Annotated in this window: 20 protein-coding genes and 1 pseudogene; 10 read left to right on the top strand and 11 right to left on the bottom strand. The window is 58.0% G+C overall.

Annotated elements, in window-relative coordinates; genetic code table 11:
• Positions 1-43: 43 nt before the first annotated feature.
• Positions 44-382 carry a GAF domain-containing protein gene (locus IVB18_RS28335; RefSeq protein WP_247983692.1) on the bottom strand — a complete coding sequence of 113 codons (339 nt, stop codon included), beginning with the start codon at positions 380-382 and terminating at the stop codon, positions 44-46.
• Positions 383-574: 192 nt separating this feature from the next.
• On the opposite strand from IVB18_RS28335, the pseudogene IVB18_RS28340 reads away from it, so the two are divergent.
• A pseudogene (locus IVB18_RS28340) lies at positions 575-1,638 on the top strand (IS110 family transposase).
• Between the two features lie 529 nt (positions 1,639-2,167).
• Here the strand turns inward: IVB18_RS28340 and IVB18_RS28345 are convergent.
• From IVB18_RS28345 to IVB18_RS28360, 4 genes are all read right to left on the bottom strand, one after another.
• Positions 2,168-2,392 (bottom strand): hypothetical protein, encoded by a 225-nt coding sequence (locus IVB18_RS28345; RefSeq protein WP_247983693.1) that lies wholly within the window; start codon positions 2,390-2,392, stop codon positions 2,168-2,170.
• An 84-nt stretch (positions 2,393-2,476) separates the two neighbouring features.
• A complete protein-coding gene (locus tag IVB18_RS28350; protein ID WP_247983694.1) occupies positions 2,477-2,833 on the bottom strand; it encodes a hypothetical protein in 357 nt (118 codons plus the stop codon).
• A gap of 361 nt (positions 2,834-3,194) precedes the next feature.
• Positions 3,195-3,404, bottom strand: a complete 210-nt coding sequence (locus IVB18_RS28355; protein WP_247983695.1) for a hypothetical protein — start codon at positions 3,402-3,404, stop codon at positions 3,195-3,197.
• Positions 3,401-3,625, bottom strand: coding sequence for a hypothetical protein (locus IVB18_RS28360; RefSeq protein ID WP_247983696.1), 225 nt, complete (start codon positions 3,623-3,625; stop codon positions 3,401-3,403). The genes IVB18_RS28355 and IVB18_RS28360 overlap by 4 nt, the downstream gene beginning before the upstream one ends.
• Before the next feature lie 1,094 nt (positions 3,626-4,719).
• Between IVB18_RS28360 and IVB18_RS28365 the strand changes: the two genes are divergently transcribed.
• Positions 4,720-6,264 (top strand): glycosyl hydrolase family 17 protein, encoded by a 1,545-nt coding sequence (locus IVB18_RS28365; RefSeq protein WP_247983697.1) that lies wholly within the window; start codon positions 4,720-4,722, stop codon positions 6,262-6,264.
• A 533-nt stretch (positions 6,265-6,797) separates the two neighbouring features.
• Here the strand turns inward: IVB18_RS28365 and IVB18_RS28375 are convergent.
• On the bottom strand, positions 6,798-7,001 hold the full coding sequence (locus IVB18_RS28375) for a CsbD family protein (protein ID WP_247983699.1): 204 nt from the start codon (positions 6,999-7,001) through the stop codon (positions 6,798-6,800).
• A gap of 722 nt (positions 7,002-7,723) precedes the next feature.
• Between IVB18_RS28375 and IVB18_RS28380 the strand changes: the two genes are divergently transcribed.
• Positions 7,724-8,341 (top strand): NYN domain-containing protein, encoded by a 618-nt coding sequence (locus IVB18_RS28380; RefSeq protein ID WP_247983700.1) that lies wholly within the window; start codon positions 7,724-7,726, stop codon positions 8,339-8,341.
• Positions 8,342-8,523: 182 nt separating this feature from the next.
• Here the strand turns inward: IVB18_RS28380 and IVB18_RS28385 are convergent, their stop codons facing one another.
• A complete protein-coding gene (locus tag IVB18_RS28385; RefSeq protein ID WP_247983701.1) occupies positions 8,524-8,718 on the bottom strand; it encodes a hypothetical protein in 195 nt (64 codons plus the stop codon).
• A gap of 449 nt (positions 8,719-9,167) precedes the next feature.
• Between IVB18_RS28385 and IVB18_RS28390 the strand changes: the two genes are divergently transcribed.
• Positions 9,168-9,530: a hypothetical protein gene (locus IVB18_RS28390; RefSeq protein ID WP_247983702.1), complete on the top strand. Its 363-nt coding sequence runs from the start codon at positions 9,168-9,170 to the stop codon at positions 9,528-9,530.
• Between the two features lie 530 nt (positions 9,531-10,060).
• On the opposite strand, the gene ligD is transcribed toward IVB18_RS28390, so the two are convergent.
• The 4 genes from ligD to IVB18_RS28410 all read right to left on the bottom strand — a co-directional run bounded on the left by ligD (position 10,061) and on the right by IVB18_RS28410 (position 12,169).
• Positions 10,061-10,975 (bottom strand): non-homologous end-joining DNA ligase, encoded by a 915-nt coding sequence (gene ligD, locus IVB18_RS28395; protein WP_247983703.1) that lies wholly within the window; start codon positions 10,973-10,975, stop codon positions 10,061-10,063.
• A gap of 223 nt (positions 10,976-11,198) precedes the next feature.
• A complete protein-coding gene (locus tag IVB18_RS28400; protein WP_247991758.1) occupies positions 11,199-11,432 on the bottom strand; it encodes a hypothetical protein in 234 nt (77 codons plus the stop codon).
• Between the two features lie 26 nt (positions 11,433-11,458).
• Positions 11,459-11,692: a hypothetical protein gene (locus tag IVB18_RS28405; protein ID WP_247983704.1), complete on the bottom strand. Its 234-nt coding sequence runs from the start codon at positions 11,690-11,692 to the stop codon at positions 11,459-11,461.
• 189 nt (positions 11,693-11,881) lie between these two features.
• Entirely contained in the window at positions 11,882-12,169 is a 288-nt protein-coding gene (locus IVB18_RS28410; RefSeq protein WP_247983705.1) for a hypothetical protein, read from the bottom strand.
• 198 nt (positions 12,170-12,367) lie between these two features.
• Between IVB18_RS28410 and IVB18_RS28415 the strand changes: the two genes are divergently transcribed.
• From IVB18_RS28415 to IVB18_RS28440, 6 genes are all read left to right on the top strand, one after another.
• Positions 12,368-12,841 carry a hypothetical protein gene (locus IVB18_RS28415; protein ID WP_247983706.1) on the top strand — a complete coding sequence of 158 codons (474 nt, stop codon included), beginning with the start codon at positions 12,368-12,370 and terminating at the stop codon, positions 12,839-12,841.
• A gap of 427 nt (positions 12,842-13,268) precedes the next feature.
• A complete protein-coding gene (locus tag IVB18_RS28420) occupies positions 13,269-14,045 on the top strand; it encodes a hypothetical protein (RefSeq protein ID WP_247983707.1) in 777 nt (258 codons plus the stop codon).
• Positions 14,046-14,411: 366 nt separating this feature from the next.
• On the top strand, positions 14,412-14,756 hold the full coding sequence (locus IVB18_RS28425; RefSeq protein ID WP_247983708.1) for a hypothetical protein: 345 nt from the start codon (positions 14,412-14,414) through the stop codon (positions 14,754-14,756).
• Between the two features lie 481 nt (positions 14,757-15,237).
• A complete protein-coding gene (locus IVB18_RS28430) occupies positions 15,238-15,411 on the top strand; it encodes a hypothetical protein (protein WP_247983709.1) in 174 nt (57 codons plus the stop codon).
• Entirely contained in the window at positions 15,411-15,830 is a 420-nt protein-coding gene (locus IVB18_RS28435) for a hypothetical protein (RefSeq protein WP_247983710.1), read from the top strand. Before IVB18_RS28430 ends, IVB18_RS28435 begins: the two co-directional genes overlap by 1 nt.
• Positions 15,831-15,842: 12 nt before the next feature.
• Positions 15,843-16,145: a hypothetical protein gene (locus IVB18_RS28440; protein WP_247983711.1), complete on the top strand. Its 303-nt coding sequence runs from the start codon at positions 15,843-15,845 to the stop codon at positions 16,143-16,145.
• Positions 16,146-16,295: the final 150 nt, after the last annotated feature.

The raw sequence follows: 16,295 nt of genomic DNA on the forward strand, positions 1-16,295 counted from the left end.
ATCACAAATGATTCCGATGATTCAAGATGTTCCCGGACAGACACTAAGAGACCATTCCCCGTTTGATGTCAGGACTCGATTTCCAGCGTTCATCCCGGCGAGCGTCAGGGACAAGCAGCGGTTGACAGGTCTTCATCACGGTCTCGCAATAGAGCGATCCGGCTTCGGAAGGTTTGCTGTGGCTGGATACGAAGACGCTGTTGGACCCTTCTGCTCGCATGACCACGGCGGAAGGGACGTGCATGATCTCGGCAAGTAATTCCACGATCTCCTGCCATTTTCGGATGATCTCAGAGGGCACTTTGATCGAATGTGCCACGCTCGAGCTGCGATCTTGCGGCTCCGAAGCGGTCCCTTCTCCCTGGATCATCCTCTCCTTCATGCAGAGCAGTTCCTCGGCTCAGACCGTGAGGGCAGCATAACGGCTCCAACCGCAGTTTGCGATAGCTCTTACGGCCGTCCAAACCGAAGATGCGGCCAAAGGTCCAACGTCTGCTAATGGGATGGTCCGGCCGTGCTCCTGCCCCGCCAGCAAGCGAAGCTGGCAAGGGGCGCCACAGACAAGGAGCACGCCATGTCTCAGACACCCAATACCACGATGGCCGTGATCGGCATCGATATCGGCAAGAACTCGTTCCACGTCGTGGGCCACGATGCGCGCGGCGCCATCGTGCTGCGGCAAAAGTGGTCGCGTGGCCAAGTGGAAGCGCGGCTCGCCAATATACCGCCTTGCCTGATCGGCATGGAAGCCTGCGTCGGCGCACATCACCTGAGCCGCAAACTCGCATCGCTTGGTCACGATGCCAGATTGATGCCGGCCAAATATGTCCGCCCCTATAGCAAGGGACAGAAGAACGACTTCAATGATGCCGAAGCGATTGCCGAAGCCGTGCAGCGCCCGACGATGAAGTTCGTGGCGACCAAGACCGTGGAGCAACTGGATCTGCAGGCGCTGCATCGGTGCGCGAGCGGCTGGTGTCGCAACGCACCGGCATCATCAACCAGATTCGCGCCTTCATGCTGGAACGCGGGATCGCCGTGCGCCAGGGTATCGGCTTCCTGCGCACGGAACTGCCCACCATCCTTGCGACGCGCACCGATGCCCTGTCGCCACGCATGTTGCGTGTCATCGAGGAGTTGGCAGGCGACTGGCGCCGGCTGGATCAGCGCATCGACGGCCTATCCGGCGAGATCGAAGCACTGGCCCGTCAAGATCAGGCATGTTCGCGCCTGATGACGGTGCCTGGCATCGGGCCGATCATTTCGAGCGCCATGGTGGCCGCGATCGGCACGGGAGACACATTCTCCAAAGGCCGTGACTTCGGCGCCTGGCTCGGACTGGTGCCCAAGCAGATCTCGACGGGAGACCGCACGATCCTCGGCAAAATCTCGAGGCGCGGCAATCGCTACCTGCGCGTTCTGTTCGTGCAGGCGGCATGGGTTGTGCTGGTCAGGATCAAGAACTGGGAACGTTACGGGCTCAAATCCTGGATCGAAGCCGCCAAAAGGCGGTTGCACCACAACGTGCTGGCGATCGCGCTCGCCAACAAGCTTGCCCGCATCGCCTGGGCGGTGCTGGCTAAAGGACGCGCCTTCGAGCTGACGAGGACCGACGATGCAGGCGTCCGACCTGCTTGATCCTCGCGCCGTGCTCGGCGCGGTCAAGGCGCGGCCTGGCAACGCCGGAGCCCGCCGCAAGCCAAGCGCGACGGCCGGCCTTGACCGCCCCTGCGCGCGACGCGATCGACGTTCTGCAGCGATGCAAGACCGCTTACCACCAGATCGACGAACCTCTTGCAACGCACGGCCGGACCATACATCCGGGTCAATCGCGTCGGTTTGGCGCTCGGTTGCAAACTTCCGGTATGCCCCTATAAACCGACATTTGGCTACAACGCATCAACGGAAGCGATGGGCCATATGCGGAAGTGGCATAGGTCGCGAAACGGAATTGTGCGAGCCGTGAACGACTCCACTAAGGCATGTATACGCGAAAATCCGTTGCGGTGGAGGTCACTTCAATGCCGCTGCTCATTCCTGGCACGCGGCGGATGGCTCCGCGCTGCCTCAAGCTTTTTGTAGGCTGCGCTGAACTGTGGTAATCGCCTTCACCGCACTCGGCTTTGACGGCCTCAAGGCATTGCCTTTGTTTTTGGAGTGAGGACAATCATGTCGATGACAATCTCGCTAAATGAGTTCGCCCAAGCAGCTTCTCATCGCGAGTCGGCAATAACCCGCGCTCATAAGCAAGCTTGTAAGCATATGCTGCCGTTAGTCCGTTGCTCATCGCAAGTTCGGTTCCTTTGATGGGATCGCCTAGATAAGCGTCAAGAATCTGCTCGCGAATTTCTTTGGTAATCCTGTTGCGGCTATTCCAACTTCCAGTTGTCATTTGGCGCTCCTTATGCGAAGCAATACACGGCATCGGACGAGTTGGAGCTAGTAGGCGGGAACTGCTGATCGCCTGCGCTCGCGATCAGCCCATGCTCCCCGGCATGAAGCAGCGCGCCTTCGGGTGACCATTTAGGTAGTAAGGCCAGACCACCGTACGGCCAGCGCGGTTCGGTCCATCTACGACAGCGTCGTTCGGAACATCAACCCACTCGCTATCAATGCGTACGCGATAGTGACCATCCTTGGTTTCCCAATCGGCGTCATCAACGCGCTTCGCATCACTGCCATCGCAGCAGGACCCTTTTCCACTGTGCAAGCTCTCATACCAACCGTTTAACTCAGGGTGCTGATAATCGTGGGCGCGAGCGTGACCGATTGTAGAAATCGGCAGCATGACAGTGAAGACGACAAGCGTTGCATGCCAAAAGTGATTATTCATCTCACACCCGGACTCTCTCTGCAGTCGCGAAGGTCATTCAGCCGCATCAACATGCGAAGCTTTCTCGGCTCGCCTCTGGTAATCATCGGCCAAGGGCCACATGCACCCTATGACGATCGCGATCAGCCGACCAATTGAACGTGGGTAATCGTCTGGCATCCAAAGGATTCACGGAACAATACAAAGGTTTATGTCGCTCGCCGAAGCCGACGACTTCCGCTAATGGGTCACTTCCGGACTCATGCACCGCAAACAAGGACTTACTCGATCGGCAGGCCTTGGTGATTATCGAGCGGTCCCAGTCAGTAATCGCAGCCTTTGGGATTAAGCGGTTCAACGCATCCGAAGGTGGCTTTCCACCCTAAGCTCCCCTGCCATCCTGTTTGCCGATCACGCAACGCCAGCCCGCCAGGCGTTCTGCCGGATGCAGCTTCATCCACTCGGCGAGCTGCGGCGCGCCCATCAGGCAGGACTGCATCGAGACGTCGGCGAAGTCCGAGGTGGTGACGGTCTGCTCGTGGCAATTTGCCGGAGAGGAGAGATTGCAGAGCACGGCGATGATCTTGATCATGACTGGAGAGCCCCATCGCTGCGATGGGCATTTGCCCGGATGATCTTGATGGCCTTGGCCACCGTGCGCGGATGCAGGCCTAGCGCGTGGATCACTTCCTTCTTCTTGCAGCCGAGATTGCACTCGAGGTAGCCGCGCACTCGCTCGACGTTGAATGCCTCTAGCTCCTTGGAGCCGGGGCGCAGGTTCAGCGCTTCAATGGTACAGAATTCGAGGAGCATGTTTGAAGCTGCCCACCCGGTCATCCATGCCATTCGCGTTCAGCGCTAGCGGCCGATGGGGCGAATACTTTTGCCGCGTCAACATGCGAAGCTTTCTCAGCTTGCCGCTCGTCATCGTGGGCAAGGGCCTTAAGCTGACCCGCAATCGCTGAGTCGGTCATGGTTTGGGCTGCGCGGAGCAAAGTTCGTGCTGTCTCTAAATATGCCTTGCCTCGTTGTGAGATCTGGACCATCACAAAGCCCTCGCGCGGTGCTCTGGCAGCTGGTTGAAGGTGATCTGGAGCCAGCCCACCCAATTGCGGTCACTTTCCCTGCGAGCTCTAAAGCGATCGACGCACTTCTTGGAACAAAGAGGCGTTCGCCACGAGTAGTGCCGGACGAGACCAAACTTGCCTTCACAAACCGCGCATCGCGAGGCACTATCAGATTTGATGCTTTCGGAGCAGTTGAGCATTGTAGTCTCCTTTTGGCTTTATCGCAGTTATTCGTCGATCATCCTTTTTCACTGTCGCACTCGATGAGCCTGTGCGCTTTTCAAGCATGCAGCCTAAGACGATCACGATCAGCAACTCAATTGAACGTAGGTAATCGTCCGGCATCTAGAGGGGTGACGGAACGATACGAAGGTTTAGGGCGCTCCCCTTGAAGCTGACCACTTCCGCAATGGGTCAATCGCGTCGGTTTGCCACTCGGCCGGTGACTTCCGGTTTGCGCCGGGCTGCGAACATTTCGTTGCATTGTCTCAACCGACGCGAAACGGGCCAACAGGCGACGTTCGTTAGCCGGCACGGCGACCGTCAGGGAAAGGCCACTCTGCTGCCGGTCCCCGAAGGCCATCTCGGGAGATGGCGAAGATTATTTTTAACCGCCCTGCGGTGGCCTTAAGGCCATCGTTGGATGTTGACTCGCCACTTGCGACACGGACAATCTGGCGGCAGCTTTCACAGTCAAGTAGGTACCGGCGGACGATGATTTCTGTTGCTGTCGGGTCACGACAGTATGCCGGTTCACCGACGATCTCCAGGTTGGAGGGTCGAACTATTTCGCTTCGCACGCCTCTGGCGCTTCTCATCATATCCCTAGGTGCGATCGCCGTGGCGTGGTGGTGGCTGGCCATACCGATCAACTTGGCGCGCGCACCGATCGATCCGAATGCCAAACTGCAATGCATATCCTACGCGCCCTTCCGCAACAACCAAACGTCAGAGTCGCCTACACCAGTGCCGCGGGACCAGATCGCGGAAGATCTCGCCCAGCTTGCCAAAATAACCGACTGTATCCGTACCTATGCGACTGATCTTGGTCTGGATCAGATCCCCGAACTTGCGTCCAAGGTGGGGCTGAAAGTCATTCAGGGAATCTGGCTCGATCGGGACCGACAGAAGAACGCGGCACAGATATCGACGGGCATACGCCTCGCCCAGCAATATCCAGGAACCATCACCGCACTCGTTGTGGGCAACGAGGTTCTGTTGCATCGGAAGATGACGCCTTCTGACCTTGCTGCCTTAATCCGCTCGGTCAAGGCACAAGTGCCGGTCCCCGTCACCTATTCCGACGTCTGGGAGTACTGGCTGCGCTATCGGGAACTCGATGACGCCGTCGACTTCGTCGCTGTTCATATCCTGCCATATTGGGAAAACGTCCCGGTCCCGGCGAAATCTGCCGCTGCTCACGTCGACGCCGTCCGAAAGCAGGTGGCGTCGGCGTTTCCGGGCAAGGAAATCCTGATCGGAGAAACAGGTTGGCCGAGCGAAGGGCGGATGCGCGGTTCGGCGCTACCGTCGCGCACCAATCAGGCGCGGGTGATCTCGGAGATCCTCGATGTTGCCCGGCGCGAGAATTTCCGCGTCAACCTGTTCGAGGCGTATGATGAATTGTGGAAGCATGAGTTCGAGGGCACCGTCGGCGGATCGTGGGGCTTATTCGATTCCGCGCAGCGCACGCTGAAATATCCGCCCGGCATCCCCGTCAGCAATTATCCGCTCTGGAAACTGCAAATGAGCAGCGGAATGGCGCTGGCGATCCTGGTGTTCGGCGCTGCATGGCTGACCTCGCGCCGGAAGCTCTCGCAGCCCCGGCTCGTCTCATGGTTTGCGGTCGGAATATCGGCAACCACCGCCGGAGTCCTGTTTGGGGTGGCCGCTCAAAAGATGCTCTATGAAAGCTACGACGCGGGCAGCTGGCTTCTGTGGGGCACACTTCTGGTGGCGGCAACTGCCTCGCCGCTGTTCGGCGCCAACGCCCTGATGTCAGGGCGCGCACCGCCCACATTTCTGGAATTGCTGGGTCCGAAGGACTTCCGGATCCCATCGGGGCTGGCGATCATGCACGGATGGATCTTGATCGTAACCATCGTGATCGGCACGGAGACCGCGCTGGGCTTTATGTTTGACCCGCGCGAAAAGGATTTTCCTTTTGCGGCCCTCACTATGGCGGCGGTCCCATTTGCGGCTATGACGCAGCTCAATCGCTCCAAGAAAGGAATCCGCCCCATGGCGGAAGCGACATTTGCCGGCGTATTCTCGGTGGCAGCCATCTATGCGGTGCTTAGCGAAGGGCCGGACAATTGGCAGTCGCTGTGGACTTGTGCTGCCTATATATTGCTTGCAGTTACGCTGTGGCGGGCGCGCGCTTGAGAAAACCTGGCCAGCCGACTTCAGTTTTGGGTCATTCGTGTCAATTTGCCCCCGCCTTCCTGATGTCCGGTCTGGCCCAGACTGCCGACGTGCCGGACACAATGGCGGTCTTCCCCTTCGGGCCAACAGCAGAAGTGCCTGTTACGCTTGGTCAGTGACGCTGCCCCGGCTCCTAGGAAGAAGGCGCCCGACAGGTCGGCTACTGGTCAAAAGACAAAATGGCCGGTGTCGCCTACTCAAGTCAGCTTTACTCTCTAGAAGCGGACATCTCACATTGCGAGTACGCGCCTTAGATCGGCAAGTTGTCGGTCCTTCCTGGCGGCGGATCACCCAGCTCCGTACGCTCTTTGAGTAGATCGTCTCAGCTTGGTACCAGAACCTATCCATTTTGCACGCCGGTTCGCCAGTATCCTTCCATAGCTGATAAGCCTTGGTACGGATCTCTTCCTCGGTTGGACCAGACATGACCACTCCTCGAGACTTGATCGCACTTAAACAAAAGGGCCCTGCCTAAGCAGAGCCCATTGTGCTGGTCACCACTTCTGGCGACCGTACCAACTGTTTACTTCCTTCTGCGCCTGGTCCCTTGCGTAACCGTAGCGCTGTTGTAGGCGGCCTTCGAGCTGATCTTGCTTTCCTGCAATGACGTCGAGATCATCGTCAGTAAGCTTGCCCCATTGCTCTTTGACCTTGCCCTTCATTTCCTTCCAATTGCCTTCCACACGATTCCAATCCATCGATACCTCCTTTGGATAAGAATCCGCCAACTAGAGCAAACCTAATTGGTTCCTGCGGCCTTGTGAACAGTTAGCAGATGCCCCAAGCCCGATGCCGAGCGAAATGCGTTTTGCCTCAATGACCCTTCGCTGCGCTTCATCATCTTCGAAGATTTTGAAACCGGTGTACGGGATTTAGGATGGGCTTTGATCAATTTGATATCCGCTGCCGAAGAAGCCTTCCGAGATTTGAGCTCTTCGCTCTCTTCGCCACCTACTGCCTCCGTTGTTACGATGGCGTCTCGTTAGCATCGACGCTAATGAAGCAACCTCGAAATTAAATCGATGCTCATTGCCTCGGAAATTCGATTTCGATACGGAGCAGTCAACATCAATTGAAACACCGCCCTTCTATGTATTTTGCAGCAGTACTGCCGCGCCCGTTCCCAGTGAGAAGAGGATTTCCTGACCGGTCTATTGCGGACTATCGCCAGCCGCGGCCGCGCCTATAAATCGAAAGATCAAAGAGAGCAAAATCGTCAACGGTCCCCGGAAATTGGCAGGATACGTTACAAATTTGACAGACAACTTTCCGCCATGTCAGAGTTTCAAGGTCGGACACCTCTCGAAACTAGTTGAAGCTTAAAGCATTTGGCCCTACTAGAACGCGACCGACATATCCGCTGCTAATCCGCGATGCTTCCGGCTTGAGCCGAACTTGCTCCACCGAAAGCGTAAACCGAATGTCACCTTCCTCTACCGACAAGATCGCGCTCTTCATCGATGGGGCCAATCTTTACGCGACGGCGAAAACTCTCGGCTTCGACATCGATTACAAGCGCCTGCTGAGGGAATTTCAGAGCCGCGGAACGTTGTTGCGGGCGTTCTACTACACCGCCATCATCGAGGATCAGGAATACTCCTCGATCCGCCCGCTGATCGACTGGCTGGATTACAACGGCTACACCGTCGTCACCAAGGCGACCAAGGAATTCATCGACGCCTCCGGCCGCCGCAAGGTCAAGGGCAACATGGACATCGAGCTCGCGGTCGATGCCATGGAGCTGGCCGAGCACATCGAGCAGATGGTGCTGTTCTCGGGTGACGGCGACTTCCGCTCGCTGGTCGAGGCCGTCCAGCGCCGCGGCGTGCGGGTCACCGTGATCTCCACGATCGCGAGCCAGCCTCCGATGATCGCCGACGAGCTGCGCCGCCAGGCCGACGTCTTCACCGACCTCGTCGAGCTACAGTCCAAGCTTGGCCGCGATCCGTCCGAGCGCCCCGCCCCGCGTGATCGCGAAGCGCGGGGGCAAATGCCAAAATTCTTGCAAGAGCCGAAGGGAAACGATCCTCCCGGCTAGACCGTTAAGGGGGGCCCGCATCTCCGAACTTGGGCAGACCGACTTCAATAGAACAACATCACCGACATCCACGCCGCCAGCGACGCGCAGAGACCAATTCCTAGATAAGGCAATGCAAGGCGCATCGGGTTTTCCCTCCGAGACGCAATATGCCTTAGCTTTGCATGTCTGCCGGCCGATGACTACGAATCTACGGTTGTGCTGTTGCCGGCGCCAGGCGATGACTTGGTTAGGCGCTCGCCCGTTGGCTCGGCTTGCTGCTTCTGCACCTGCTCCTCGACGTACAAAAGGACCATGCGCCGTGTGTCCTGGTCGGCCAGCTTTTGAAATGCCCTGATCAAGCGCAGCATCTGCAGATCTTCGGTACTGTTCGACATGGTAAAAACCCCATTGGAAAACGTAGGCAAGCAATGGGAAAACTATGCAACGCTGCGCCCCGCAGTGGAACGTGGAATTTCGTCGTAGGTTAAGGTCTGCCGCTATCGCCGCCGATGCCGGCGGAGCGCCCCCTGGCTACCTGTCCCCCAGCCCCCAACCGGGGCCGTCTCTCCGGCGAAGCTACTCTCATGACAGGTGTCACCTGCGACGACACCGGCCGGGCTTGCGAACACGGATTGCCCTTGGGACGGCCCGCGCGCTCGCCCCTATGGCAGCGCCGGTGCGCCCTGCCCGGCTTGAAATCCCCAACTGAGGGCGAAATGCCCCGCATGCCCGATGGCTTTAAGGTCGAGATCGACAAGGACGGCTCGCGACATCCACAGGCCGTCCAGGGAGGAACGATCGGCTTACTACCGCGATTGAACTGCGCTGTCTGTGGAGTTTGCGTATGCGTTCCTCGCCCTCGATCGTACCGACCGATCGCCTCGACCGCGACGTCTATCTGGTTCTTGAAGATTTCGGAGCGCGGGCCGGCTGCGCCTGGCGCGAGACCGACGAGGCTGAGACAGACCTCGAGACAGTGATCCGCCTCATTCTCTCCGGCGAGTACACCTATCCCGTCCGCATCGTGGCCTTCAACGCGATCGAGGGGTGGTCCAGAGACGCGACCTCGGATGTCGCCGACGCCGTCGCTCAACGCGCCATCGATACAAGCGACGAAGTCTCTGCAGCCTTGCAGGCCTTCATTGCAGAGAACTCGACGAAGGCGTTCAACGTTCAGCTCTCACTGCCGCTGCGCGGCGCCGCATGACCAGTTCCCCTTGCGGAATGACGATTTGCTTGGCGACGAAATACTCCTGAAACAAACCGCTGCTTTCATTCCGACCCAACCGGGCGTGGGGTTTGTATCCTTAGCTGTTTTCATTCCCGGGGCTGGCTTTGTCACACGTATTTTTTGACTGGAATGCTCAGACTTCGGATGGGGCCGTCGCAAGGCGGCCCTTTCTTATGAGGACGCCGACTTCACGCCATATGTACTGCGCTCAAACTCTGCCTGCTGGCCGTCGCCAAGGTAGCGCCCGAGGGCCCCGACTGTAACCGATCTCGAACTCGAGCTTGCCGCGCGGGACTTCGTCTGCATAAGTCCCACACGACTAAGCCCGGCAATCGAGAGCGCTACCCCCAGATCAATCAGGAAGTGCAGCGACGCACGCTCGTCGTTATCCACGCCAGCCCTCCATTGATAAAAGCGCGCGGACCTTGCTCCTGAGAACGCAAGCATACCGCGCGCTTCCGGCCGAGCCGCATACTCAACGTACGGCCGATTAACTTAAAACGCCGTCAGGAACCGCGCGTTCCTTTGCTCAGACCTTTGAAGGAGCTGGCTCGTAGCAGCCCCTCGGAGGTTATGTCGCGATATTCGACCTCAGCAAAGAACTTCGGTTCGACCCAGGTGGCCTTGGGCTTCTTAATCGGTTTGGTGAGCTTCTGCTTTGGCCTGACGACCGTATCCAGTGTCTTGCGAATTTGGGCTGAGGTCGTTCGGCTCCAGCCGGTCCCGACCTTGCCCATGTAGACCAGCTTCTTGCCTTCCTTCTTGCCGAGGTAGAGGGCGGCGACTCCAGTGGGATCTTTGATGAAGCCAACCACGGGAAATTTCTCGCGCTGGACGGTCTTCACCTTCCACCAGGCTTCAGTCCGCTCCGATCGGTACGGGGCGTCAACGCGCTTGGAGATGATGCCTTCGAAGTTCAACTGTGCTGCGGCCTCGAATAGCTCCTGCCCATCACCTTCGGCGTGCTCGCTGTAGAGAGCCGGCGGTTCTATGCCGCGGGTCTCGAATAACTCCTTCAGCAGCTCTTTCCGCGCAAGCTGCGAGGTCTTCCGAAGGTCCTGACCATCCAGCCATAGGAGATCGAAGGCGTAATACTGGAAACGATCCTGACGGCGTCCTGCAAGTTCGGCCTGGAGTTCGGAGAAGTTAGTGCGCCCCTCATGGACCACGACGACCTCTCCGTCGATGATGGCCTGGTATGGAAGGTCGAAGGCGCCAGCAATGACGGAGAAGCGCTTAATCCAATCGTGACCGTTGCGGGTGAATGCCTTGCGGGTGTCACCGTCGATATGGAATTGGACGCGGTAGCCGTCGTATTTGATTTCGTGAATCCAGTCCTCGCCCGCTGGAGCTTTCGTCTTGAGGGTGGCGAGCTGGGGCTTAATGAAGCCCGGCATCGCCGGTCTGGTACGCTTCGCCACTTACATAACTCACAAAAGCCCGCCGTCAGGGGGACTAACGGCGGGCAGTCTACCTACGTTACTCAACGAGTCTTTAACTTCAGAAGCGGGAGACGTGTTCCATCCGTGAATACACCCCAACATCTCCTACAACTGCAAACGCCTTTGCAGGTTGTATTTTTGAGAACACTTCTCGAACAGCGCACGGACGGGATGTGATAAAAGAGAACGGCGCTCGGACTGTTTAGGGAATCTCGCTCCTGCTTCGGCTCGGCCCAATGCTGTGCGGCTTGTTGAGGAAGAACTCCCGGTTGCCGAATGCGGCCTCCGCGTATTGGTCAATCGCGACCTGGATGGCCTCGATGTGCGCCCTGCACCAACCTTCACGGGTCGAGAGACGCCGCGTCTGTTCGAGCGACTTCAGAAAGTCAGGGGCGTCCTGCATGTCGGAAAAGTAAAAGTCAGGGGCGTCCTGCATGTCGGAAAAGTATTTGGGTCGCTCGGCTACCACTTCCTGCCTCCTAGAACGCGCGCACGGGTCTCATGCGGCACGGCCTTCTTCATCTCGTCCCGCTGCATAGAGAGCTCATCGACCTTCGCCTGCATCCGCGCCAGGAGAGCTTCCGCCGAAGCAGTCCCTATCCCAGCCCGGTGGAGTTGAAGGATTTCCTTGCGCTGGCGGCTGATCTGCGAGCGCATACGCTCGATTTCCGAGCGGAGATATTCGAGTGTGTTCATGACCAACCCTGGGATCTTGCCCAATAGAACAAAGCAAGAACTGAGGGTCAATCGAGGCCGGCAGCCTCAACGGAAAATTAGAGGCGGCGGCGGTATTTTAATCAGGTTAGGCCGGTCCATCTGGCCGAACGCTTCTGGATACTGCACAGAGCTGGGGCTTTCCAATTCAGAAGCAAAAACGCCGCCTGCTTAAATGACCGCAGGCGGCGGCTTTCCAGCCCCGAGAGGGTGACGCGCAAAATCCCGGTAGCCCAATTTAAGCACATCTTGTGCCAAGATTTTATTACCGGCGGAACAAATTCGGCCCGGTGACGTTTTGACGTCATTGGGTAGGAATTCATTTGTGAGCAAACAGTCGGACCGTTTGAGGAAGCAGGCCCTCCAGGCGGAGCGCCTTTCCAACTCCATCAGCGACATGCCGGCATCGCGTACACTGAGGCCGAGCAGTACCACGCCGAGGCCGATCAGCTTGAGCAAGCGGAGCTGTCACTCGGTAATGAGACCGCGAAGCAGGCGCATGTTGTACAGCACCCCTCTTCGGAATCCTGACAGAGACCACCACTCAGCTGAAAAGCGCCCTCCGCGCCCGCCATCTCATCGTGCTATTTGCCATAGCTCGGAATGGACGATGAGGATTGTCGTTGCTGCCACCAGCAACACCTAGGTAGCGCACACATGATTGGCAGCCATATCTTCTCCATGGAGTCCAAGTCTGCCCGCGGGGCATTGTTCCTGCCGTATCAGCCAGCGCGCCGTCGACTGGGACACCAGGTAGTTTGTGGCAAAGATCCGGGGGCCAGACGACAGCACGCAAGGTCACGGAATTCACGTTGCCGCTCGGGAGAAACCGGCGGCAGCCTCCAACCACGCCCCATTTTTTACGACGAGCTATCCAATCAATCGCGCGATGAGCTGCTCGGCTTGACGCATCTCACCGCGCATGATCTGCGGCTAACGGCTGCTACGGTCGCACGTCGTGCTGGTGTTGCGGGTCCGGGCGTCGAGGCATATTCGGATCACGTCAACGGCGACCTCACCGACAAGTACGACATGCTGAAAGAAAAGCGGCAGCTTGTGAATCTGTCCGAACTGCGTCGCATCGTTGGTGACCGACCGGCACAAACGAACGATATCCAGGCCGCCGCTTAGCGAATAGGAGTACCGGGCGCGTTTGTCTTGCGTCGCCCGGGCACCTATTGACGTTCTGGCCATATGCAGCTATTGAAAAACGCAGCATAACAGACGTGTACAAACCGCCCGGCAATCCGCCCGGCGGTTTTTTTGCGTCTGAATCATGGAGAAAACGAGTGGAAAGAACCAAAAGCGGTCGCCCTCCCGTACTTGAGAACGGCGTCACGACCAGCTTTGTGATGCCGGCGGCTCTTAAGCTTGAGATCGACCGCGTCTCGAAGAGTCAGGGACGATCTCGCAGCGATTTTGCGCGCGAAGTACTTGAGCAAGCCGTCCGCACAGCTGCCTAGGCCGGCAACGAAGACATCGTCAGCAAAGAGAAAAGCCCCAGCGTTTGCAGCGCCAAGGGCTTCAAAGGTCTCGATTAGCATTCAGAAACGAAACAATGACACAGCAGTACAAAAAAAGCAACGCGCCGATCATCTTGTCGCCGGATGGAATCCGAATCCAGATTTCCAACAGCAACAAGATGAAGTTCCGGAACACAGTCAATGCCGATACTGGACTGGCCGAAATGATGAAGTCCATCATCTATTGCCTGATCGATAAGACGAACGAAGGTTACGGCGACGAACCGCAAAAGTTCGGTTGGGCATATCCGTTGCCCAAAACCATCGCCGAGCATTGCGGCTGCACAGAGCGTGCGGTCTGGGACAATCTGACTGCGCTTGAGGACGGCGTGACGAAAAATGGGGTGACCATCCCTGAGCGCTGGCGCTTGCGCGTGAACCGCCATGGAAAGGCCCGCAACAGTGGTGGCGGTCGCAGTAAGGCGAACTGGTACTTCCTGAATGCTTGGCGCGAATTTGGTGCCGTCGACAAATCCGGAGGCGACGCAAAACAGATACTCTTATCTGGGAAGCCACAGCACATATCCGGTGAGTATGGGGCCTTCTCATTCCTCGACGAAGCTGACGGAGACTCAATCGCAACGGCTGACGGAATGTCGCGCAGGCAACAGTTTGTCGCTCTCGCGAATTTGTATCATGAAATGGGCGGTCGTCGTGTTGATCAGACCATGCTGAATTCGGCGTGGAACGCATTCGCTAAGAACGGGATCAGTTTTGCGGTCGCGGTTGCAAATCTCACTGAAGGAGAGAGTCTCTCGCTCTCTGACTGCCTGAATCAGAAGCTACCGAATGAGTCTGACGAACCGTTCTAGACTCCTGACCGTGAAAACCCTGAACGGGACGTTCTAAATCCTGTGCCCCGTTCAGGGTTTGAAGCAAAATGCCGACTCTGGAAACACCGAACGCCGTGCACTTAAACAGTGAACGGCGTGCAAAGAAACACTGAGCGGCGTGCACCTAAACGCTGAACGCCGTTCAGCCGACTCTCTTATTACCTTCTTCCGACCCTCTTCGAGACGCTCTCATAGACGCCTGAAGGGTCGGCTGTACGCCTTTGGTCCAGGGATTGTCGGCAGCAGTTCCAGAAGCTGTGACCGGTGTGGCTGTAACTGGCCACTAGATCATCACCGGCCAAATTTCGGTGCGCCAGAGCGCATCACGTCCCCAAGGTATTACACATGACGACTAAGACCATCGAACGATCGGTTGGCAGCGCTTCAGCCGCCAGCCGACACCGCATCATCGTCCGCGAAGCTAACGACAGACATGGCCGATTCGAAATCTCACTGGCAGATGGGTCAACCCTGCCGGCTTCCCGCGCTCCGATGCTCGCCGCAGCTCGCTATTTGCTCGGGGAAGGTGCGAACCCTTCCGCCGTTGTCGAGATGGTTCACGCCACCCGGCCTGACACCGTCGCCGCGTTCGGCAAGATCGGTTCGCTCGCAAAGCTCGACGTTCGTGAGGATCAAACGAGCGAACCGCGCTTCTGCAAGTGGCGACCACCCCCGCAAGACCGGCGCTAAAAGCTGCGGGTATCGAGTGCTCATGCGTTCTTTCAAGATGGGGTTACCAACCTAGCTTTCGAGATGAAGGGCACTCTACAGGCGCTGTACGTCGTCCAGCGTGATCAGCCCATTGGCTTGTGGAAAGGTCCGTGGAATCACCCGTTACTCCTCCGATCGCTCGCGCTTACATCCCGACTCCTTAGGGCATTTACATTAAGCACGCGGAATCTCATTTCACCCCTTGTTTTGTAGGGCTGATCGCGCATCTGAAAGTCCCTGTAATTCCCTGACATTGGCTCATACCGCAATTGCGGATAATCAGAATTTGACAGAAGGGCCATATGAGTGTATGGAAGTACCTACTATGCGCTAAGGCCGTCCGGTGGTGATCCTCCCCGAGACGGCCTTCGTGATTCTTACCCCAAACGATCGCAACAGTCGCCTGGACCGCTCACGCGGTGCGCCGGGCCGATATCCGTTTGCGACAAGGAATCGAAACATGATCGATCTAAACAGCGCTCGCTATGAGCCAACCCGCACCATTGGCGTCGTTTTGCCCGTCTCCATCGCTGACGCCATCGAAAAACAGGCATCATCCGAGATGATCGGAAAATCCGCTTGGATGCGGCGCGCGCTGATCGCCACCCTTCGCCGCGAACACGAGGCCGCGTGATGACCGACGACCTCGAAGGCCTGATCGTGAAGGAAGCGAACCGGCAGGGCCACCAGCCCAACCAGGACGCCATACGGCAGGCAGGCATCGACCTCGCCGGTGCAGCCATGACCAGCCAAGGGCTGATCCACATGCCCGGTCGAGGCTCAATCTCGCCGGCCGATTTCGTCCGCTCGCTCCGAAACACCATGCCGGCCGCGTTCTCGCCAGTGACCGACGACAAGCCGGCGACGACCTCGGATGAGCGCCGATCAGGCGAGACGCTGACGGCTCACATGAGGCGGCTGATTGAAGCCGGCCGGAAGCAAACCCGGATGCCGGACGACTGGAACAGCGTTCGCCAACGATACGGCGCCGACACTACCACCGCCGCCCATATGCACGAAATCGAGCGGCTGCGCGCCGCCAAAGCAAAGTAAGGACGATAACTGATGAGACCAGGAATTTTAGCCCGCCAGACCGCCGCTCAGTTGCGATCGGAAAAATTCACGGTCGGCGACGAGGTTCGGGCCGCACGCGGCATCGGTCTTCAACTTTTCGACCTTCGGAAGCGTCAGGCCGATGCAGATCAGCGAGTAGCGGCAGTCCGCGACCGGCTGCAACGCATTGACGTTAGCGCGTTGGAGGCCGAACTTGCCGACGCGCTGGCCGAGCGGGCGATGATTGCCGAGCAGATCGCCGCATTGACGGCGCCCGCCCGTGATGAGCAGTTCGCTGAACTTGCAACTGGCTAAGCAGTTAAGATAGGACAGCTGCCCGTCTCCAATCCGGAGCGGTCGTCCTTTCGGAGGCGCGGTCGTGATATTGAGACTCGCGAGACTGCTGCTCGCAACCATCGCGTTGGCTCTCGCTGCCGCGCCTCCGTTCCTTCCGCTGCCAGCCAA

Source organism: Bradyrhizobium sp. 186, assembly GCF_023101685.1.
Classification (GTDB): Bacteria; Pseudomonadota; Alphaproteobacteria; order Rhizobiales; family Xanthobacteraceae; genus Bradyrhizobium.